14 protein-coding genes are annotated in these 23487 nt (G+C 37.3%); 4 read left to right on the top strand and 10 right to left on the bottom strand.

Going from position 1 to position 23487, the window contains the following annotated elements; translation table 11 throughout:
* From HAV12_RS06830 to HAV12_RS06800, 7 genes are all read right to left on the bottom strand, one after another.
* A complete protein-coding gene (locus HAV12_RS06830; RefSeq protein ID WP_171568991.1) occupies nt 1-3138 on the bottom strand; it encodes a glycoside hydrolase family 2 TIM barrel-domain containing protein in 3138 nt (1045 codons plus the stop codon).
* A 354-nt stretch (nt 3139-3492) separates the two neighbouring features.
* Nucleotides 3493-4515, bottom strand: a complete 1023-nt coding sequence (locus tag HAV12_RS06825) for an isoaspartyl peptidase/L-asparaginase family protein (RefSeq protein ID WP_171568990.1) — start codon at nt 4513-4515, stop codon at nt 3493-3495.
* A 36-nt stretch (nt 4516-4551) separates the two neighbouring features.
* Nucleotides 4552-5628 (bottom strand): putative glycoside hydrolase, encoded by a 1077-nt coding sequence (locus HAV12_RS06820; protein ID WP_171568989.1) that lies wholly within the window; start codon nt 5626-5628, stop codon nt 4552-4554.
* Between the two features lie 7 nt (nt 5629-5635).
* Complete coding sequence (locus tag HAV12_RS06815) at nt 5636-6706, bottom strand: carbohydrate-binding family 9-like protein (RefSeq protein WP_171568988.1); 1071 nt, start codon at nt 6704-6706, stop codon at nt 5636-5638.
* Between the two features lie 3 nt (nt 6707-6709).
* On the bottom strand, nt 6710-7675 hold the full coding sequence (locus HAV12_RS06810; protein WP_171568987.1) for a glycoside hydrolase family 130 protein: 966 nt from the start codon (nt 7673-7675) through the stop codon (nt 6710-6712).
* 236 nt (nt 7676-7911) lie between these two features.
* Nucleotides 7912-9789 carry a sodium:solute symporter family protein gene (locus tag HAV12_RS06805; protein WP_171568986.1) on the bottom strand — a complete coding sequence of 626 codons (1878 nt, stop codon included), beginning with the start codon at nt 9787-9789 and terminating at the stop codon, nt 7912-7914.
* A 37-nt stretch (nt 9790-9826) separates the two neighbouring features.
* Nucleotides 9827-12070 carry a GH92 family glycosyl hydrolase gene (locus HAV12_RS06800; RefSeq protein ID WP_171568985.1) on the bottom strand — a complete coding sequence of 748 codons (2244 nt, stop codon included), beginning with the start codon at nt 12068-12070 and terminating at the stop codon, nt 9827-9829.
* Between the two features lie 122 nt (nt 12071-12192).
* Here HAV12_RS06800 and HAV12_RS06795 point away from each other — a divergent pair, with 122 nt between their 5' ends.
* Entirely contained in the window at nt 12193-13251 is a 1059-nt protein-coding gene (locus tag HAV12_RS06795) for a sensor histidine kinase (protein ID WP_171568984.1), read from the top strand.
* A gap of 68 nt (nt 13252-13319) precedes the next feature.
* A complete protein-coding gene (locus HAV12_RS06790) occupies nt 13320-14033 on the top strand; it encodes a LytTR family DNA-binding domain-containing protein (RefSeq protein WP_171568983.1) in 714 nt (237 codons plus the stop codon).
* 234 nt (nt 14034-14267) lie between these two features.
* On the opposite strand, the gene nagB is transcribed toward HAV12_RS06790, so the two are convergent.
* Entirely contained in the window at nt 14268-16181 is a 1914-nt protein-coding gene (gene nagB / locus HAV12_RS06785; RefSeq protein WP_171568982.1) for a glucosamine-6-phosphate deaminase, read from the bottom strand.
* A 146-nt stretch (nt 16182-16327) separates the two neighbouring features.
* Nucleotides 16328-18430, bottom strand: coding sequence for an alpha-L-fucosidase (locus tag HAV12_RS06780; protein ID WP_240345241.1), 2103 nt, complete (start codon nt 18428-18430; stop codon nt 16328-16330).
* A gap of 455 nt (nt 18431-18885) precedes the next feature.
* On the opposite strand from HAV12_RS06780, the gene HAV12_RS06775 reads away from it, so the two are divergent.
* Together HAV12_RS06775 and HAV12_RS06770 are read left to right on the top strand one after the other, a co-directional pair.
* The gene (locus tag HAV12_RS06775) at nt 18886-19332 is read left to right on the top strand and encodes a response regulator (protein WP_132034578.1); all 447 of its coding nucleotides are present in this window, start codon (nt 18886-18888) and stop codon (nt 19330-19332) included.
* Nucleotides 19333-19343: 11 nt separating this feature from the next.
* Nucleotides 19344-22940, top strand: coding sequence for a PAS domain S-box protein (locus HAV12_RS06770; RefSeq protein WP_171568981.1), 3597 nt, complete (start codon nt 19344-19346; stop codon nt 22938-22940).
* An 86-nt stretch (nt 22941-23026) separates the two neighbouring features.
* On the opposite strand, the gene HAV12_RS06765 is transcribed toward HAV12_RS06770, so the two are convergent.
* On the bottom strand, nt 23027-23446 hold the full coding sequence (locus HAV12_RS06765; RefSeq protein ID WP_132034574.1) for a lipocalin family protein: 420 nt from the start codon (nt 23444-23446) through the stop codon (nt 23027-23029).
* Nucleotides 23447-23487: the final 41 nt, after the last annotated feature.

The raw sequence follows: 23487 nt of genomic DNA, 5'->3' as shown, positions 1-23487 counted from the left end.
TTATTTTAGGGATGGTGTTATTTTAAACTGATACTGGTAGGTTTTGTCTCTCAAGAGATATTTCTCCATTGGCCATGCCTGCCAGCTGTCGATACCACCAACGCCCATTTGTTTGTAATCAATTTTTAAACTGGTTAAATCTCTTTCTTTCAGTTCGGCAGCGTGTCTCTGGTCTTTTTGCAGTCCATCATCCAGATCTTCGTTTAAAAAGTGCAAAGCCGTCGTCGCCAGTAACTCATTTGAGGTAACCGTTATTTTTAACTTATCATTTGATAGTTCCAGCCAGCGTACGTCTGTTTTATTTCCGGTTTCCTGTGGACGGATGTACGCATAATATTGCCCGGAAACTGTCTGATTGTAAAGGCCAACTTGTGAACTGTAGTTTCGGTCGATATAGTTTTCGTGCGGTCCTCTTCCGTAATAACTCAGCGTATTGAAATCTTTCGGGAAAATCATTTCCATGCCAAATCTTGGCAACATTGGTTCTTCTTTTGTTTTATTAATGTTCAGTTGCTCTTTTATAGTTACTTCACCGTTACTGTTAATTTCATAATTTAGTTCTAAAGTCGAAGAAACAGCAGGTAAATTATAGGTCGCTTTTACTAGAATTATATTGTCTTTAGTAGCAGTATAAACCCAATTTGCCAATACAGGATTCTCTGTGGCGTCTTTCCATGCTTTTAATTGTACCTGAAGATTCGCTCCGAAATCATTGTCATTTGGGGCTCTCCAAAAGTTGGGACGCAATTGATATCCGTCTTTTAAAACAGGTTCATTATTGAATGTGTAACCACTCATAAATCCTGTTTTTTTATCGAAAGTTACAGCCGCTTTATCACTTTTAAATACGGTAGCATTGGCTTGTTTTTCTACTGAAATTTTTCCTGTGCCTGTTATTTTTATATCATTTTTCCAAGTTCCTGTTAAAGCCAGTTGATCTGTTGCAATTTGAAAACCTTTTGGTAAAAACGGCTCATCTTGTTTTAACTGATAACTGATATTTACAAAAGCTTCCTGAAATTTTTTGTCGCCTAATTTAATTGGTAACGTATACGTTTTTGACTGCGTTGGATCGATTGCCAAATCATCAATAACTCCTGCGTCTTGTTTTATTCCGTCTAAAATTAATGTCCAGTGTAAGGTTACATTGTTTAAGTCTTTAAATGAAAATTCATTGTACACTTTAATCGTTGCTGTAGCCTGATTATCCCAGGAAGTCAGGATATTCTGCATTACGTTTCGCATTTCGAAAGCATGCGGATTTGGTTTTCTTTCGGGATTAAAGACCCCATTATTCAAAAAATTATTATCGCTTGGCACATCTTTAGGCCCAAAATCACCACCGTAAGCAAAAACTACTGTTCCATCGGGCTGTGTTTTATAAACTGACTGATCGATCATATCCCAGATAAATCCTCCCTGAAAATTGGGATGTTTACGAATCACATCCCAGTAATCTTTAAAATTACCCATCGAATTACCCATAGCGTGCGCATATTCACACTGAATATAAGGTCCTGACGGATTTGGATTGGCAACAATATATTCTTCCATTTTGTTGGGAGAACTGTACATCGGATCGATAATATCGGAATCCCATTCAAATTTCAGATCTTTTCCGTCCCAGGCTCCGGCAGTAGCTCTTTCGTATTGGATTGGTCTTGATTTATCTCTGTTTTTGATCCACAAATAACCTCTGTAAAAGTTATAACCGTTTCCGGCTTCGTTACCCATACTCCATATAATGATCGAAGTATGATTTTTATCTCTTTCGACCATGCGCTGCATACGCTGCAGGTGTGCGAGTTCCCAATCGGGCTTGTTACCCAGTGTTTTGGTAATATCATACCCCATTCCGTGCGATTCTATGTTGGCTTCATCGACTACATAAATACCGTATTTATCACATAATTCATAGAAATATTCATCGTTTGGATAATGTGACATTCGTACTGCATTGATATTAAATTCTTTCATCACTTTAATATCCTGCTCCATGCGTTCCCTTGAGACGGTTTGTCCTGTAACAGGGTCTGTTTCATGACGGTTTACTCCTTTTATGTAAATGGCTTTTCCGTTTACTAAAAGCTGTCCGCCTTTAATTTCAACTTTTCTAAAACCGATATTATGATGAATAACTTCTGCAACAGTTCCTTTTTTATCTTTTAAAATAAAATCGATCTGGTAGAGATTCGGAATTTCGGCACTCCATTTTTTAGGATTTTCTACAGCGAAATCAAAAGTTTGTTTTTCGCTTAAAGCAGAAATATTTTTTGAGGTAATGATTTTATCGCCGTCTTTTAATTGGACGTCTAAAGTATAAGGTTCTTTTTTATTTACGCCTGAAAATTCAGTCGTGATTTTAAGAGTTCCGTTGGTATATGAAGCATCTAGGTCCGGAATGATCTCGAAGTCTTTCAAATGCACTTTATTTCGGGCAATCAGATATGAATCTCTGGTAATACCACTCATCCTCCAGAAATCCTGACATTCCAAATACGAGCCGTCATTCCATTTCATTACTTTTAAAACGAGGCTGTTTTTACCCGTTTTTACATATTTATTTAAGTTGAATTCAGAAGGTAATTTCCCGTCTTCGCCATAACCCACATACACACCGTTTACCCAAACCGTAAGATTTGATTTGGCGGCACCAATGTGCAGAAAAATATCTTTTCCTTCCCAGGATTTATCAAGGATAACTTCCCGTCTGTAAACTCCTGTAGGATTATAATTTTCAGGAACAAAAGGTGGATTTATTTTGATGTATTTCGAAAAATCGTAAGTTGTATTGGTGTAAACAGGGTATCCATAACTATTTACATCCCAGGTTGCGGGGATTTTAAAATTATCCCAGGCTACATCATTAAAAGTGCTGTTTTCATATCCCGTTGGTAAATCATTCGGTTTATCAACGTATTTAAATTTCCAGGTTCCGTTGAGATTCAGATAGTTTTTAGATTCTTTCCAGTCATTTTTGGCGGCCAGTGCTTCATTTTCAAAAACATAGTAAGCAGCATGCATAGGCTCCCGGTTCTCTTCATTGATTTTTTCGTTTTGCCAATAGGGAGTTTTGTCCTGTGCATTAACAGTTACTATTGAAGCAATTAGTAATAATATGGAAATTATTTTTTTCATTATTTGTTTTTGTTTGAACACATAGCCCCGATAGCTATCGGGATAGATTTTAAAAAGTTTAAAAAAAATAGTATGGCATTTATTTAAATCTTTTGTGAGAGAAAAAATCTATGTTACTATGTGTTTAAAATTTATTCGCACTTCAACTTTCTCAAAGTTTGTCATTTCGACGAAGGAGAAATCTACGTTAGTAATTCCGAATAGAAGATCGCCAATCTTTGTAGAGCTTCTTGCGAAGATTTCTCGTTCCTCGAAATGACAAAAATGACGTTAATCTTTGTCGATTTGATGGTGCGATTTACTGCGTCTGTTCGCCATCACTTGGTTCTCCTTTGTCGAAATGACAAATAAATATTACTTATCCCATGACATTTTAAATTTTGCATCTTCCATTCTGTGCCCTTTTTCCTCATCAGAAACGGCGTAATTAAATCCTGATCGCAAACTGTAACCGGCGTGTTCCCCGTTTTTATTCAGGGCGATAAATCCGACTTGCAGGTATTCCATGTCTTTATGGTTTTTATGTTTGTTGTAAATACGTTCTGTAATTTCCTTGCAGGCATCAAAAGGCGATTTTCCCTGACGCATTAATTCAACCACCATAGCGCTTCCGGCAGTTCTGATTACTGCTTCACCTAAACCTGTTGCCGCAGCGGCTCCTACTTCATTATCAAGAAAAAGACCCGCGCCGATGATTGGGGAGTCACCGACGCGACCATGCATCTTCCAGGCAGCGCCACTTGTGGTACAGCCACCTGATAGATTACCGTCTTTATCTAACATTAACATACTTATGGTATCGTGATTTTCTATATTGATAACAGGCTTGTATTTGGAATCTTCGAGCCATTTTTTCCAGTCTTTTTCAGATTCCGGAGTCAGTAGATTTTCTTCCTTAAATCCTTCAGCTAATGCAAACTGAAGTGCTCCCTGTCCGGCCAGCATAACGTGAGGCGTATTCTGCAATACTCTCTTTGCTACCGAAATCGGGTGCATAATTCCCTGCAGAAAACAAACCGAACCACAATTGCTATTGTGATCCATGATGCAGGCATCTAAAGTTACTTTCCCTTCGCGATCCGGATATCCACCATAACCAACACTTCGGACATTCGGATCTGCTTCAGGAATTTTCATACCGGCTTCAATAGCATCCAGCGCTGATTTTCCGGCTTGTAATTCTTTCCAGCTTTCCTGATTGGCAGGTAAACCATGATTCCATGTCGAAATGATCACCGGTTTTTTTTGCTTTTTTTCCGGAATTTCTATTGCTGTTTCTTCTTCTTTATCTTTTGCAAATCCGCTATAGCCTAAAACTGAACTTATGGCTAGTGTACCCAAAGTTGTTTTTTTTATAAAATCTCTTCTATTTGACATATGTTTACTTTTTAAATGAAATGTACTGGAAAGATATTATTTTAAACTGGCTTTTGTTGCTGCAATAGTTTTTAAATTACTATCCGATAAAGCATTTCCGTCAAAGAAAGAAACTCCAATTGCTCCGTTCTCTTTTGCCATTAAAATTGCCTCTTTCAATTCAGCATCTGATTTTAATCCGGGAATATAAATTCCGGTATTAATTTTTGTCTTTTTTCCTTCTAAATCAGCAACTCCCTGTTTTGTCGCATAGCCCACCCAGTCAATTTCCTCGTTATAAAAACTATGGTAAATCATTGGATATACTTCATCGATATTCCATTTATCCCAACGCTGGCGTACCATATGATCTGCCATTTCGGGATACGGAAATACAGCTGCGGTTAATTTTACATGGTGTTTATGGGCAATTTCATAAGCGTCATCAACCACTGCTTTTATAGCATTGAGCCTGAAGTTTTTCCACTCCATGTCAATGGCTGTATTATGGCTTGTTTTTGGATTTTTATGATGTTCTTTTTCAAATTTACTAACGCAGGCATCGCAATAACAGAAATCAAATTGCGGCAATTCTTCGTCCTGAACCAGATTGTATTTTGGAAGTAAACTAATGGGTAAAAAGATATCCGGAAAACGGATGTAGTCTAAATGTACACTTTCGATTCCTTTTACTTTTGCCAGACCTTCCACAAGTCCTAAAACGTGTTCTCTGGATTCTTTTTTTGTCGGGCAAAGCCATTGGTAATAGTCTACGTAAGGGCGATTATCAAAACATGATTTTCCGTCTTTACTGACCTGATACCAATCCGGATGCTGTAAAGCTACTGAATCGTTGGGGCGATTCATAGCCATAATCCAGGCGTGTACTTTTAGTCCTTTTTCTTTGGCTATTGGTACTAATCTTTCTAAAAGTTTTGGATCGGTATTGGTATTGATCAAAACCTCATCGATACCGCCGTCTTTGTATTTTTTAAATTCTTTGGCGTAATCTTCATCGGTTCTTTTGGAATCGGCAGTAATCCATACCCCAAATTTAAAAGTGGTTTCCTCTTTTTTGGCGCATGAAAAAATACTTAGGGCCAATATAAAAAGTAATAGTTTTGGTAGTTTCATAGTTAGTTTAGTTGGTTATGATTTTGCCATCTTGTCGGATAATAAATGTTTTACCGGAAAATGGACTTTTTATTGCAATATTAAATCCGGCAGCGTGATTTTCAAGTTTCGGTTTTAAAACTTTAGTGTCAATGTTAATCGGTTCTTTCGTTAGATTTGCCAGAGACGTTGACCATTTATTATTCTTTTGGTAATATTGTTTTTGGGCCCTGTAAAGCGTGTACAATTCCCATTTTACTTTTTCTTCCTGCGGGATGGTAAAACTGTCTTTTCCTTCTTTGGAAGAAAAATAAACATAGCCCCATTTTTCGGGCTCATGCATATTGATGACACCCATTGGCGACCACACCCAATTGTACTCCGGTAAAAATTTACCGTCTGCGCCTTTTTTTCGTTCGTACCCTTTATCTGTTATGGTATGCTGCCAGTTTACTCTGGAGAAATTGACGCGCCAGAATTTATCTGCGGGTACATTTTTATCAAAGTAAGAAGTTTTATAAGATGCCCAGGGAATAGCCATTTCTAACACCCAGCCTTCATCGGTATCGTTGGGATTATTAAGCGTTCCTTTAATTTTTACCGCAGATTTCAGACCCGGAATATTCCAGTCGTTTAAAACAACATTATCATTTTCTCTGTAAGGTTTTGACAAAAACAGATCCCAGGCGGTATTTAATGCATTAATTTCTAATTCGTAATAATTAAAAGTGTCGCTATCGGGGTCAATGAAAACTTCAAAATCATTGTTGTAAAAAATGATCGTATCGCGCTGTTTTAAATTGGCCCAGACATGGGGTTCATCAAGTTTTGCTAATATGTAGAAATTGGTTTCATCCCAGAGCATTTTAACTTTTGTCCCGTATTTTGGTTTTACGTTATTTTCAATATCTTCAAAAAGAGCTGTCCATTCTGCTTTATTCCAGGCAACATCAGTATCCTCTCCATCAATTACAATTGGTGTTTCTGTTTTTGATGCCACATAGGTTTTGGGTGTAATCTCCTTGCCTGACTGAGCAAAGCCAAACAAAGAGAAACACCCTAAGATCATTACCAATAACTTGCTTTTAATTCGCGTCATTTTTTATAAACTGTTATCTATTGTGAATTGTACTACTTCACTTAATTTACCAAATGCCATAGCCACAACAGTATCTGCGGCACCGTAGTATACGGCTAATTTATCTTCTTCTGTATCGTGTAAAGCGGCACAAGGGAATACCACGTTAGGGACATCGCCAACCTGCTCGTAAAGTTCTGCAGGCCCTAATAAATAAGGCTGTGTTCTGTATTTTACATTCTCCGGTGTTTCTGTTTCCAAAATTGCTGCGCCCATTGCATAACGGAAACCGTTGCAGGTATTGATTACGCCGTGGTACAGCATCAGCCAGCCTTCATTTGTAAGGATAGGAATTGGACCTGCTCCAACTTTGGTACACTGCCATGCACTGTCTTCAAAAGGAGTTGGTTTCATGACCAGTCTGTGCTCTCCCCAATATTTCATGTCAGGACTGTAGCTGATCCAGATGTCTCCAAAAGGAGTATGTCCGTTATCACTCGGACGGCTTAACATGGCGTATTTTCCGTTTATTTTTTGTGGAAATAAAACACCGTTTCTGTTGAAGGGCAGGAAGGCATTTTCGCATTGGAAAAATTCTTTAAAGTCAAAAGTATACCCAATACCAATTGTGGGTCCGTTATAACCGTTACACCACGTAATCCAGTACCGATCTTCGATAAATACCACACGAGGGTCATATTTATAAGCCGATTCGATCATTTCCGTATTACCGGACTGCATTACTATCGGTTCATGATTAATGTCCCACTCGATACCATTTTTACTGAAACCGGCAAAAATGTTCATTTGTACCGCTTTGTTGTCACATCTGAAAACACCTGCAAATCCATCTTCAAAGGGTACGACAGCGCTGTTAAAAATACTGTTAGAGGAAGGAATTGCATATCTGTCAATAATTGGATTTTCAGAATATCTCCACATTACATCGTTACTGTTTTCGGGTCTGTCTTGCCAGGGAATAGTACTCATTTTTTTGTTTGTTTTATTATAGTTTGTTTGTTTTTCTTTTTCTAAACTTTGTCGTTTTTAAACACATAGAAACATAGTTTTCTTTTTTTTTACATCCACAATCTTGTCATTTCGACGAAGGAGAAATCTCCGCCAGTAATTCCGTATAGCGAATCTCCAATCTTTGTCGAATTTCTCGCGGAGATTTCTCCTTCGTCGAAATGACAAACTATGGCGTAAAGCTTTGTCAAAGTTGTCTAATCTTCTATTTTACGAACTTTATCTAACCACGTAAATTTCAAAATTGTTGTCGTCACCATGAAAACTACTAAAGCTACGATTGCTTTCGGATAATCTTTGATGATGAAGAATATCGGTAGCAAAATCATACTCGACTGCCATACAATTCCGATGGCACAATTGAGCATATCCCTGTAGAAATCGTTATTTTTTTCGAAAGTATGATCTTCTAATTTTAATGTTCTGTACACCGGATTCCACCATCCCCATGGTCTTACATTGGTATAGAAAGATTTTAAAACTTCCATATCGGTTGGTTTGCTTAGAAAAGTTCCTAAAAGACAGCCTAAGATAGAAAATCCAAATATTACCGGAAATAAATAAATAGCCTGCACTTCTGATAAATCGTATAAGAATGATCCCGGTGTGAAGTTTCCTTTATTTTGTCCCAGGATAAATTGAAAAGATGCTACCAGTAATCCGGCAAACATTCCCCAGAAATAGCCCCATCCGTTAAAACGCCACCAGATCCATTTTAAAAAGTTGGCTGCAACGTAACCTCCGTATAAGGCACTCGTAATCCATAAGGTCAGCGAGTTGATCGAATCGGCAAAGAAGCCCATAAAAACACCCAGACCCACCACCAGGAAAGAAGAAATCTGACTTACTTTGATGTAATGCGCATTGGTGGCAACTGGTTTAAAATATTTTTTATAAATATCATTTACAATATATGCCGGGCCTGCATTTACAAAAGCAGAAAATCCGGACATGAAGGCGGCCAGTAAACCCGCTAATAAAATTCCTTTAATCCCCACCGGAATATACAAATTAACCACTTTTGGCATTAGCAATTCTAAATCGGCTCCGGTTAAACCTGTATTGGCGTTTAATTCCGGCGCTAAATTCATCAAAGCAATGACTACAATTCCGGTGATTAATAAATACCTCGGAATGAATAAGATCAAATTGGTAAACCCACTCATGTAGGCCGCTTCTTTGACCGATTTGGTAGAAAGAATTCTTTGTAAATCATAACTCGGTGTCGGTCCTGCAATACTGGCAAAAAATCCTTTGAATAAAGTCATTCCGATAAAGGCACCAAACATTTTATAGCCTTCAGAATCTATTAAGTGATTGAAGGTTTGAAATTTATCGCTCCACTGGCTTTCAAACTGCCATCCGAAGAAAACATTTTTCCATTCTTCTGTAATAACCGAATTGATCTGAATATCGGTATAATTGATAAAAGCATAACCGGCAATCAAAACACCGGCAATAATCATGATTAAATATTGCACCACTTCTGTGGCTACAACAGAAAACATTCCGCCTTTAACCGTATAAATTGTAGTTAAAAATATAATGATCAAAGCATACGAACGCTCAGAAGTCAGCAGAATCAAATCTCCGTAATGAAGGGCTAAATCCCACGGAAGAATAATGGTTACAAATTTGCCGATACCTTCAAAAAAGTAAGCGATAAAACCAATGGTTGAAATAATGGCAAAAATAGCCACGATAATATGGGATGCTTTTCCGGCCCTGTCGCTTCCAAAACGGGTTAAAATCCATTCAGAACCTGTCATTACTTTTGATCTTCTGATCCAGACGGCCAGAAACATCATGACAAAAATCTGATTCCAGATCGGCCAGAGCCACATAAACATGAAACTTTTTACGCCATACAAAAAAAGTACTCCAATCATCCAGGAAGTTCCTGAAACATCAAACATTCCTGATCCGTTGCTCAGTCCAAGGAAATACCATTTGATGGTTTTCCCGCCAAGGAAATAATCATCTAATCCTTTTGATGCCTTTCGCGAAATCCAGATTCCTATCCCTACGGAGAGCAGGATGTAGGCTACGATAATTGATACGTCAATAATGTCCATTAATTTTATGTTTATTTATAGTTAGTTCCGCTAGTTTTTATTTTTTTATTCCCCAGTTTTTATTGGGTTCCGCTCCCATTACAAAATGAAGTGTTCCTCCTTTTAAAATCTGCTGATGTGTGATTACGGTCTGATTGAATGCAACGCCGTTTAAGGTAGCCGACTGGATATAGAAATTCTTCGCCGAAACATTTTCTGCCTCGATTACAAAAGTTTTTCCTTCCTGAAGATTGATGGTTGCTTTTTCGAAAATCGGACTTCCTATTTCATATTCCCCGGAAGCCGGATTCATCGGATACAGTCCCATTGAACTGAAAACATACCAGGCTGACATTTGTCCGCAATCCTCGTTTCCGCTTAATCCATTTGGTGTTGTGTTGTATTGTGTATCTAAAATATGGCGCACCCAATATTGCGTTCTCCATGGCTGACCGGCATGATTGAACATATAAGCAATATGGTGGCTTGGTTCGTTTCCGTGTGCATACTGGCCAATTAATCCGGAAATATCTGCCGAAACATTGCTTCCTGTAATCTCGGAACTTTCGGTAAAAAGCTGCTCCAAACGTTTGGTGAAAATTTCATTACTTCCGTGTAATTTGATAAAATCTTCCACGTTTTGAGGTACAAACCAGCTGTGCTGCCAGGCATTTCCTTCGGTATAATCGGTATGCTCCCTGTGATTGGAATGTTTTGGGTCAAAAGGTTCGTTCCAGGATTTTCCATCTTCTGATTTCCCTCTCATGAATCCTGTTTTGGGATCGAATAGAAAGTGATAGGCTTTAGAACGTTTCAGGAAAAATTCATAATCATCATTTTTACCTAAAGCTTTTGCCATTTGTGCCACACACCAGTCATCATAGGCATATTCTAAAGTAATCGTAACGGATTCGTCTAATAAATTATAGGGAATATAACCGTATTTTTTATACAAATTCAATCCGCGTTCGTCCTGCATCATGGTCGTCTTCATGGCTTGATAGGCTTTTTCGGCATCAAAACCTTTAATGCCTTTCAAATAGGCGTCCACAATTACCGGAATCGAATGATAACCTGTCATGGTATTGGTTTCATTGGCATACAAGGTCCAGACCGGTAATATTTTTTTAGTATCGTAATACGCCAGCATGGAGTTGACAATGTCTGAAGTTTTGTCCGGAGCCAGTAAAGTCAATAAAGGATTTTCGGCTCTGAAAGTATCCCATAGTGATAAGGTCGAATAAGCGGTATAATCCTTTGCCGTAGCAATCTGATCATCCTCTTTTCTAAACTGACCGTTTTTATCACTATAGGTTACAGGGGCAACCTGGGCGTGGAACATCGCGGTATAGAAAATTGTTTTTAGGGAGTCTGTCGGGGTTTCAACTTCAATTTTACTTAAAGCCTTATTCCAGAGGGCTGCGGCCTGAAATTTTGTATTTTCGAAAGTTGATTTTTCATTGTCTAAATTGGCTTTGGCATTGGCCACACTTACAGAAGAAAGCGCCACTTTTACCAATAATTCATTTGTACCATTGGCTTCAAAAAATAATTGCGCTGCAGTATTTTCTCCTTCTGCTTTATTTCCGGTAATGATTTGCTTATTGGCCAGTAAAACAGATTCAGAAATGGGTTTTGAAAATTTCGCTATGAAAAATACTTTCTGGTTTTTGGCCCAGCCCGTACTAAAACGATAACCGCTTATGGTCTGTTTATCTTCAATTGTAATTCCGGTTTTTAGGGCTTTATCCCAATTAATGGCAAAACCAAGATCGATAACCACAGATTGCGGATCATTTTTGGCAAAGGTATATTTATGGAATGCGGTGCGTTGTGAAGAAGTTAATTCTACATTGATTTTAGGATCTTTAAGAAAAACCTGGTAAGAGCCCGGTGTTGCTTTTTCGTTAACATGGCTGTATTTTGATTTATAGGTTAATTGATCGCGAGAAGTTGTTTTAGTAGTTAAATCCAGTTTTTTATTGACGGGCATCAATAAGATGTCTGCCAGATCCCCAATTCCTGTTCCGCTGAGGTGTAAATGACTGAATCCGGAAACTATGGAATCTGAATAATGATACCCGGAACACCAATCCCAGCTCGAAATTCCATTATCAGGACTTACCTGAAGCATCCCGAAAGGAACAGTTGCACCAGGATACGTATGCCCGTGTCCGCCGGTTCCTATAAAAGGATTTACATGGACCACAAAAACATCTTTTTTGCCGTTATTATTATTTATCTTTATTTTACAGCTTGTAATTAAAATTACAATGAAAATAAGCAGCGTAAAGTTCCTCATAGAAAACAATCTTAATTTAACCTTAAATTTATATAATTTCCATTTTTATTAAAACTAATTTAGACGGATGACACTTAAACTTAGATAAACATCAAAAAAAGTCACAAAATACCACCAATACTATGATTTTAAATTCAGGCAAATTATACCGCATCCAATTGCAATACCATATTATCTTTTGGTTAACTTATTTCGTTTTTAATACGTTTCGCTGGGGCAGTTATTTTAACGATTATGCCTATTCTTTAAAAACAAATTTATTGGGTTTTCCCATACACATGGCACTGTGTTACCTGAATATACTAATCCTGATGCCGAATCTGATTTATAGAAAAAAATACCTCTTGTATGTTATTTCTATTTTATCTGCCATCTTTATCATGGTTGTAATAAAATTCAATATGACCTACTTACTCATTACACATGACGTTTGGCCGGAAGGACCCGAAACGATCGATAAATTAACGCTCAATTACACAATTGACATGATGATGGGAGAGCTTTATGTGATGACTTTTGTAACGGCTATTAAGATTACTTTCGACTTTATGAGGGAACAAAAAAGAGTTACCGACCTTGAAAAATCACAATTGGAAACCGAATTACTGTTCCTGAAATCTCAAATTTCTCCGCATTTTTTCTTCAATACGCTTAACAATATTTATTCTTTGGCGGTAGAAAAGTCAGACAAAACGCCCAAAATTGTTCTTAAACTTTCTGAGCTCATGCGATATATGCTTTACGACACCAAAAGCAAAAAACAAAGTTTAGAGAACGAAATCCTTTGTATTCAGAATTATCTGGATTTAGAGCGAATCAGAAATGGTGACCGACTGGAAATAGACATGTCTGTTTCGGGAGATATTCATGACAAAGAAATCAGCCCTATTATATTGCTGACTTTTATTGAAAATGCCTTTAAACACGGCGTAAACAAAAACACGGGAAAAGTGAAGATTGACATCAATTTTAAAGTCAAGGAAGACTTCCTGCATTTCACCATTTCAAACCCAACACCAGAAATTACCGTACATAAAGATAATTTTAACAAGTCAAGTGGTATAGGAATTGAAAATGTAAAAAAAAGGCTCGAATTAGGTTATAATAAAAGTGACTATAAGCTTTCTTTTAAGAATAAAAAGAATATTTTTGTTGTAAAGCTGGTAATTAAGGTTTCTTAATTCTGTTTACCCTGTTTTTTTATACTATCCCCCCGATTCTTTTACTAAAGAATAAATACTATACTAAAATGAAAATAAATTGTTTGATTATAGATGACGAGCCGTTAGCAATCAATGTTATTAAAAATTACTTAGAGGCCGTTGAAAATTTTGAAGTTACAGCTACTTTCAGCAATCCTATAGAGGGTCTGAATTTTGTAAAAAACAACAAGGTTGACGTGATTTTTCTTGACATTAATATGCCGGTTCTGGATGGTATAAATTTCATTAAAAGTTTAGAAAACCCACCTTTGTTGGTTATTACCAGTGCTTATAGTCAATTTGCAATAGAAACGTACGAATTAGATGTTTTGGATTATCTCGTAAAACCTATTGAGTTCCCGAGGTTAATGAAAACACTCAATAAAATCAGCAAGAGATTAAGCAGCAATATCGGTACCCCTCAGGAAACGGGTATCGAAAGTCCTTTTATTTTCGTTAAGATTGATAAAAAGAGAATGAAAAAAATCTTTTTTAATGAGATTCTGGTAATCGAGAGTTTAAAAGATTATTTAAAAATAAACACCCTAACAGGCAAATACATTATTCACAGCACCTTATCTGATTTTACAGATTTATTACCGGAACGAAATTTTTTAAGAATACACCGTTCCTATACCATTGCAATCGATAAAATTGATGCTGTGGAAGGAAACAGTATTGAAATTGAAGGTCTTCGTTATGTAATCGGAAGATCTTATATCGATCATGTCAAACAAAGGATTTTAAATTCTCCGATGTAACGATTTTTTAGTCGGAATGTTATTATAATGACCTCTGTCAAAGTTTAAAGCTTTTACAGAGGTTTTTTATTTTTGATTTTGATTGCGCCCTTCGACTTCGCTAAGGGGGATAAAAATTACGCTGAAAAAATTCACAAAAAAAATGCGACCCTAAGGCCGCATTTTCAACATACAGGTAACTAACCAAAATAAACCATTTAAAAAATAATTTATTGTATTTTAAACCAATGAAAACTAAAAATAATAACGTTTGAATGCTTCAATAGCCGAGTAATCTGCTAATCCTAAAGCATGATATTTTTCTGCTGTCAGTCTGTTTCTGTCTTCCACCCTAACCCAAAACTCCCTGCTGTCATCTCCCTGAAACATAACGCCGTCTTTTTGAGACTGATGATAAAAGATTGCATGGCGCTTTTTCAGCACCTGATCCGGACTCATCGGAACTGCCATTTCAATTTGGTAGGATTCCCACTCATGCCACGCTCCGCGATAGAGCCATACCCAGCAATCATCCATATAACTTTTGCTTTTCAGTCTTTTTAAGGCTTCAAACAAACTATCCAGACACACTTTGTGCGTTCCGTGCGGATCTGCCAAATCTCCGGCTGCGTAAATCTGATGCGGTTGTATTCTTTCGATGATATCACACATAATTTCAATATCGGCTTCCGAAAGATTATTTTTCTTTACTGTTCCGGTTTCATAAAAAGGAAGGTCCAGGAAATTGACATTGGTATCCGGCAGGCCTAAATATCGGGTGGCTGCCAAAGACTCACTTCTTCTGATTAATCCTTTTAATTTCCTGACTTCCAATAAGTCAATATCGTTACTCTTTTTGCTTTTCAAAAAGTGGATGATATTTTCAGATTCAACAGAATTGGCGTTTAACGCTTTTGAAATTTCAGCAAATTTTAAAGCTTCTTCATTCGAAACTGCAATATTTCCTGAAGTCTGATAAGCAATATGAACATCATGCCCTTGCTCTACCAACCGGTCAAAAGTTCCTCCCATCGAAATCACATCGTCATCCGGATGCGGACTGAAAATGATGATTCTTTTTCTTTCCGGAGTGGCGCGTTCCGGTCTGTACGTATCGTCTGCATTTGGTTTTCCGCCGGGCCATCCTGTGATCGTCTGCTGCATTTTGTTGAACATTTTAATGTTCAGGTCATACGCCGTTCCTTCTTCGGTCAACAGGCTCGACATACCATTGTCGTTATAATCTTTATCGGTTAATTTAAGGAAAGGTTTTTTAGTCAGTTCGCTTAACCAGGCAACCGCTTTCAGTTTTAGCTCTTCTGTCCAAATCACCGATTTAACCAGCCACGGTGTTTTTACCCTGGTTAATTCAGACGAAGCTTCTGTATCTAAAACAAATGTTGTGTTGTTGTGCTCTTGTAAATACGTTGCCGGTACTCGTGAAGAAATCTCTCCTTCTATGGTTTCCTTTATAATTCCCGCTTTGCTGATTCCCCATCCGAGAAGCACAATTCTTTTGGCATTTTTTACGGTACCAATTCCCATTGTAATTGCTTTTCTGGGTACATTATCAATCCCTAAAAACGAAGAGGCAGCATCGATACGTGTTAAATGATCCAGCGTAATACTTCTAGTTCCTGAATTTACGTGCGATCCCGGTTCGTTAAAACCAATATGTCCAGTTCTTCCAATTCCTAAAAGCTGAAAATCTAATCCGCCATAGGCTTTAATTTTCATTTCATAATCAATACAATATTGCTGTAAATCCTCATTGCTTATATTTCCGTTAGGAATATTGATATTTTCCGGAAGAATATTCACCTGATTGAAAAGGTGCTCATGCATAAAATGATGGTAACTTTGAATGTTATTTCGGTCCATCGGATAATATTCATCCAGATTGAAGGTTACTACGTTCGAAAAATTCAAACCTTCTTCTTTATGTAATCTAACTAATTCTTCATAAACTTTAATCGGAGAAGATCCTGTAGCCAGCCCTAAAACACAAGGTTCATTTAATTCTTCTTTCCGTTGAATTATATTGGCTATTTCCTGAGCAACTAATACCGAAGCTTCCTGAGACGATTCGAAAATCACATTATGAATCTTTTCAAAACGTGTTTCCTCAAACTTTCCGGCTTCTTTAAAGTGTATACCTTCTTTAATCATTTGTCTCTAATTCATTTATTAATATGTTAAAATTAGATATTTATGAATGTAAAAAATTAAAAATTCGACTAATAACGTAATAGCTTCGGCAAAAGACATAATTAGAAACTTTAAAAAAAAGGAAGGCTAATTAATCGTGACAAATACTATTCGATAACGTTTATTTCTGCGATCGAAACCGCCTGTCCTTTCCCTACTGCCGAAACTGCAACAAAACGCAAATATCGGGTCTTAACCTCCTTAAAAACTTTAAATTGCTCAATCGGATTATTTCTAATATTCGAAAATTCACTTTCCGACTGTCTGGTCCAGTTTACAGCATCTGTGCTGGTGTAGAATTCATAATTGGAGATCAGGTTAAGATTGTTTCCTACTTGCTGCGGAACATACGTAAAGCCTTTTATTTTCAGAATAGCTCCCATATCTAAGGTAATTTCCAGTGGAAGTTTATCAGACGCATTCCCAAAACCCCAATCTGTATTCGGGTTTCCGTCTATAATACGGTTTACAGTTTTGAGATCTCCGCCTGAGACAGAAAGCACTTTCCATTTTTCTTTAGAAATTCCATACTTTGCTGTATTTACGGCACTGCTTATGTCTTCTTCATTATTAATGGCAATCGCTTTTATCTGAACTGCCTCATTGTATGTGAAGGTTCCCTGATACAGCTTACTTTTTAGGGTTGGTTTTTTACCGTCAACGGTATAATATATCGAATTTCCCGGTTCAGAAGTAATAATAACCGTTCCGTTTTTATTGCGTTTAATTTCGGGAGCGCGCACAAATGTTGGTGCATTGTAAGCCTGAATATTCGAAATAACCAAACCGGCTTTCGAATCGGTAATATTTATTCTAAGTGCCGACGCCACAACTCTTTCCAGTCTTAAAATTCGTTTGTAGCCAATGGTCGTTTCATTAGCAATCGTTTTCCACTGCCCCTCAACTTTAGCTTCCACCGTAAAGGCTTTCACACGCTGTCCTAATTTTATGTATTCCTGAAGCAGGATGCGGTCAATTGCAGTTGGCTGGTCAAAAACAAATTCAATAGAGGCCGTTTTGACATTATCGTCTGTTGCCCAAAAGGTCTCTTTATTGCCATCGATGACATTTTTAGCAGCAAATTCGGCACTGTTTCCTCTAACATTATTAGCGGTTACTTTGCTTTTGGCCAATAGTTCTGTTTTGAAATCTGCTTGTATAGTGGCTACTAATTCTTTTAATCTTATAACATCATTTTCATGCACCAAACCTCTTCTGTCCACCGGAAGATTCAATAATAAAGTGGCATTTCGCCCTATTGATTCGTAATAGATATCGACCATTTCATCTAACGGACGAACTTTATCGTCTTCCACCGCATGGTAAAACCATCCCGGTCGTATCGAAACGTCAGCTTCTCCGGGAACCCATCTTTCTCCGTCTTCATGTCCGGACATAAATTCTGTATAATGTACTTTTCCGGCCAGTTCGTCCTTTTGGCGCAAAAGGCTCCAGTTTGTTTTTCCGGCGCGGCCTTCTTCATTTCCAATCCATCTGGCTTCAGAAGGTCCGACTCCCCAAACCAGTGTTTTTGGCGCTATTTTATAGATCAATTTGTAGGTTTCATCCCAATTGTAATATTCCAGCGAATTTATTTTTCTGGTTTCATTTGCTCCTCCATAATAGCCGTCACCACCATTGGCACCATCAAACCACATTTCGAAAACATCACCGTAATTGGTCAGTAATTCTTTCAATTGATTTCTGAAATAAGTGATATATTCCGGTTTACCATAGTCAGGGTGGTTTCTGTCCCAGGGAGACAGGTATAAGCCTAGTTTTAAATCATACTCTTTACAGGCTGCAGCCAGTTCTTTTACCAAATCGCCTTTTCCGTTTTCCCAGGGAGAATTTTTCACGGATCGTTCGGTATAGGCCGATGGCCACAAACAAAATCCGTCATGGTGTTTGGCAACCAGTATAATTCCTTTCATGCCTGCTTCCTTAACAACCCGTGCCCATTGCCGTACATCTAAATGGGTCGGATTGAACAACGCCGGTGATTCATCTCCGTAGCCCCATTCTTTATTGGTAAAGGTATTTAACGAAAAATGCACAAATGCATAAAACTCCATTTCCTGCCAGTCCAGTTGCTTTTGTGTAGGCAAAGGACCAAATGGTGCGGGGGATTTCACCAATTCCTGAGATTTAATTGATAGCGTTACGAAGAAAATACTCAGTAGCAGAAAAGAAGTTCTAATCGGATTCATATTTATGTTGGTGTTTGTAAGCGAATTAAAGTCTAAATTTAAAGTAAATAGGTATTCTGCCACACACTATTTCGACCAACAACAATTCTAAAAGAGTAACGGGAAAAATAGAGGTGTCCTAAAGAAGTAAAACTTTTGAAGTAACTATTTTTGACTAAAAGCTTTTAAAATCAATTTAATTAAAAGCGGGACACCATTTTTCTCTCTTTTTTCTTGCTTAAATTGACTAAATTTGACGAAAAACGTAATAAAATTAGTTTTATATTAGCAGAATAAAAGCCACACACAATTTAGATTAGTCGGTCCATTTTAGTAGTCCTGAATTTAATTGTCTGTTACACACATAAAATGACCGGAACTTTTTAAACATTCTAATAAAATGCGTTCCGGGTGAGTCTGAAAAGATTTGCTTTTTTATACCAAAATCGCATCACATTAAATTTCACAGTAACAAAATGAAACAAAATTACAATCTTTTATTAGCGGACGATGACGAAGATGATTGTGCTTTCTTTAAAGAAGCACTTGACGAACTGCTTTTACCAGTATCACTTGTAACGGTTAATGACGGTGTACAGCTTATGGATTTTTTATCTGATAAGTCTGCTGAAAATCTTCCCGACATACTTTTTCTGGATTTGAATATGCCCAGAAAAAATGGTTTTGAATGTCTTACCGAAATAAAAGAAATCGTCAGGTTGCAAAAACTGCCGGTGATCATCTTTTCGACTTCACTTGACATGAATATTGTGGATACCGTGTATGAAAAAGGGGCATTATATTACATCAGGAAGCCGGGTGATTTTTCTAAATTAAAAAAAGTGATCGGAAATGCACTTGCCATAACTGCCGAAAATAATTTCGAACAACCTGTAAAAGAGCAATTCATCCTTCAACCCTAAATTTTATTTGAATGGGCCGTACCAATAATGAGCATTACTTTCTAGCCGGTGGTGGAGAAATGGGCGAACAGATTCGTGCTAAAGACTGGAGCAAAACTTCTTTGGGAGATCCTGAAAACTGGCCGCACAGTCTTCAAACCATGGTAACGGTTATGCTTCATAATCCTTTTGGAATGTATATAGCCTGGGGTGAAAACTATACCCAATTGTACAATGATGGCTTTCGTCCAATTCTTGGTTCCAGCAAACACCCGCAGGCTTTAGGAATAAGTTCAGAGATTACATTTTCTGAAATCTGGGAAATTATAGGCCCGCTGTTCAGTGATGTAAGGAACGGGAAAGCAGTTAGTTTTCCGGATTTCATGGTGCCTTTAAACAGAAATGGGTTTACAGAGGAGTGCTATTTCGATTTTTCCTACAGTCCTATTAGAAAAGAAGATGGAGAAGTTGGCGGCATTCTGGTTACTGTTATAGAAACGACTGAAAAGAAAAAAGCCACCGAAGCACTAAAAGAAAGTAATGCAAGGTTCATGAATAATATCATGCAGGCTCCTGTTGCCATGTGTGTGTTTAGAGGTAAAGATTATATTGTTGAAATTGCCAATAAACAAATGATTGAATTATGGGGCGTACAAAGTGAAGACGTACTCAGCAAATCTATTTTTGAAGCATTACCCGAAACAAAAAATCAATATCTCGAAGATGTACTGGAGCATGTATATCGTACCGGGGAAAAATTTACTGCCAACGAGCAACTGGTGCAGCTGCCCCGAAAAGGACAGACAGAAAATACGTATATCAATTTTGTATATGAAGCACTGACAGAACCTGACGGAAGTATTTCGGGTATTGTAGCAATAGCGATTGAAGTAACGGGACAGGTACTGGCACGCTCCAAAGTAATAGAAAACGAGCAGAAAATAAGACAATTGGTCGAAAATGCTCCTTTTCCGATTGCGGTTTATGTCGGAAAAGAAATGCGTATTGAACTTGCCAATGAATCAATCATTAACTTATGGGGAAAAGGAAATAATGTTATCGGAAAATCATTTAAAGAGGTACTTCCGGAACTCGATAATCAGCTTGTATTTGAGCAGATAAAAAATGTATTAGATACCGGAAAATCATTTCACACCACAAATACACCTCTTGACCTGACGATAGAAGGCAAACTACAGACGCATTATTTCAATTATAGCTTAACACCATTGTATGACATAAATGGTACTATTTATGGCGTAATGAACACTGGGGTTGACCTTACCGATCTGAACGTTGCCAAGAAAAAAATAGAAGAAAGCGACAAACGTTTCCGTAATACTGTAAAACAGGCTCCTATTGGAATAAGTATTTTACGCGGCCCCAATTATATGGTCGAAATGGCAAATGAAGCTTACCTGAAACTGGTTGGCAGAGAAGAAGCTGGTTTTGTAGGCAGCCCTTTATTCGATTCCTTACCGGAAGTCAGAGAAGCCGTAAATTCACTATTAGAAGGCGTTTTAAAAACTGGCATTCCCTATCATGGATACGAGGTTCCTATTCCCTTAAACCGATACGGTCAGGAAGAGGAAATCTTCTATTTTGATTTTCTGTATCATCCTTTAAAAGAAGAAAATGGCGAAATTTCGGGTATAATAGTTACCGTAACGGAAGTAACCGAAAAAGTAGATACCCGAAAAAAAACAGAGCTTAATGAAGAAAGGCTAAACATTATCGTAGAAGCCAGCGAACTTGGCACTTGGGAACTGAATGTAAAAACCAAAGACTTCCAATACTCCAAAAGATATATAGAAATTGTTACAGGAAACAAAAATGACTTAAATTTAAGCCACGCTCAGCTGGTAAAACACCTGCATCCTGATGATCTTCATATCAGAGAAAAGGCGTTTAAAGAGGCTTTTGTTTCAGGATATATTAATTATGAAGCCCGATTAATCTGGGAGGATCAATCTATTCACTGGGTAGAAGCCAAAGGAAAAGTATTCTATGATTTAGAAGGCCAGCCGGAAAAGCTCTTGGGTACCGTAAGAGACATTACAGAAGAAAAACAATATCAGCAGAAAATTGAGGAAAGCGAAAAAAGATTCCGCAATCTGGTGATGAAATCTCCTGTACCAAAAGCAATACTTAAAGGCAGCGATTTAATAATCGAAATGGCCAATGTAGCACTATTGAAAAACATTTGGAAAAGAAAAGAAAGCGATGTTCAGGGCAAAAAAATATTTGATGTATTCCCGGAGCTTAAGCAGCAAAAATATGCAAGACTTTTAAGTGAAGTTTCTAAAACCGGAAAAGTGCATTCCGAATCCGAATCCCCAATATTCATTGACAGTGAAAACGGGAAACAAAAATTTTATATCGATTTTGAATACGCGCCCTTAAATGAGACAGATGACACACTTTCAGGAATAAAAATAACCTTAATTGATGTAACGGAAAAAGTTGAGGCCAGAAAGAAAATAGAAGAAAGTGAGAAACGTTTCCGTTCGTTGACAGAAAGTATTCCTCAGCTAATCTGGGAAACAGACGAAAAAGGAAATGCTTTGTTTGCTTCGGGAAAATGGCTGGAGTTTACCGGAATTCATCCAAAAGGAGAAGAAGAATGGAGATCTATCATTCATCCGGATGATTTTGAAGAAAATGCCAGAACATGGAGTCATAGTCTGGCAACAGGAGAACTTTACCGTTGCGATGTTCGCATAAAAAGTAAAAGCGGGGATTACCGATGGCATACTGCAATTGGTGAACCGGTTTTAGATAAAGACAATACCATCATAAAATGGGTTGGTGCTTTTACAGATATCCAGACTGAGAAAGCTTTTACCCATGAGTTAGAAAAACAGGTTGCAGAACGAACAAAAGAATTGGAGAAAAACAATATTGATCTCGAAAAGATGAATAAAGAACTTCAGTCGTTTGCTTATATTTCAAGCCATGATTTGCAGGAACCTTTAAGAAAAATCCAGACTTTTGCAACACAAATCATAGAAAGGGAATCTAAAAATCTGTCTGAAATCGGGAAAGACAAATTCCAGAGAATGCAAAATGCGGCCCAAAGAATGCAGACCTTAATTAATGATTTACTTTCCTACTCCAGAACCAGTACTTTAGAAAGGGTATTTGAAAAAACAGACCTTTCTGAAATCATCAATGAAGTCAAAGAAGATTTAAGAGAAGAACTGGAACAAAAAAATGCCACTATTGATATCATTGAAGGTTGTGAATTAGGAGTTATTCCATTTCAATTCAGACAATTGATTTATAATCTCGTCAGCAACTCTATCAAGTTTTCAAAACCGGAAATTGCACCGGTCATAAAAATAAAATGTACCATAGATAAAGGCAAAAACTTTAATTACGAAGTGCTTAGTGACAACAAAGAATACTGTCACATCAGCATTTCAGATAATGGTATTGGTTTTGACCAGCAGTACAACACCAAAATATTTGAAGTATTCCAGCGTCTGCACGGAAGGGAACTGTACAACGGAACCGGAATTGGCCTTGCCATCGTAAAAAAAATTGCAGAAAACCATAACGGATTTATTACCGCCCAGGGAAAACCAGATGAAGGTGCATGCTTTGATATTTATATCCCAGTAACTTAAAAATAAAAAAAGCGGAAACAACTTATGAAGTTGTTTCCGCTTTAATCCCAATCCATAAAGATCAGGGTTTGAACTAAAGTTTTTTACTATCTGGTATAAACTGTAATTACACCTGTAGCTTTATCTTTTATTTTTAATTCTTTGTTGGTAAGATTCATGATATCTGAAGTCGTACTTACACCACCGAAAGTAAGAGTCAAATCATTATGAGATCTTACGTAAGTTCCTGTAGTTTCTACTAAGGCACAATTAGAACCGTCATAATCACCTTCTACTGCTGCGTTACTTACTCTTAAGTCTAAGTAATCTCTGTTACAACCACTTGCGTTTTCAATAGCATCAACCAATTGTTCTTTACCGTCTACAACAATACCTTGCTGACTAAGGTTGTATTTTCCCTGAATAGGAACAATAGTTTCTCCTTCATTATCATCGTTACTGCAAGATGTTGCAAACATACCTAAGCCTAAAGCTACTACGAATAATATTTGTTTTAAATTTTTCATGATCTGATTTGTTTAATTATTTGTTTGTTATAAAGGCAAAA

Origin of the sequence: Flavobacterium sp. CLA17, assembly GCF_013112255.2 — a bacterium.
Classification (GTDB): Bacteria; Bacteroidota; Bacteroidia; order Flavobacteriales; family Flavobacteriaceae; genus Flavobacterium; species Flavobacterium circumlabens.
This window is presented reverse-complemented; position numbering and strand designations above follow the sequence as displayed.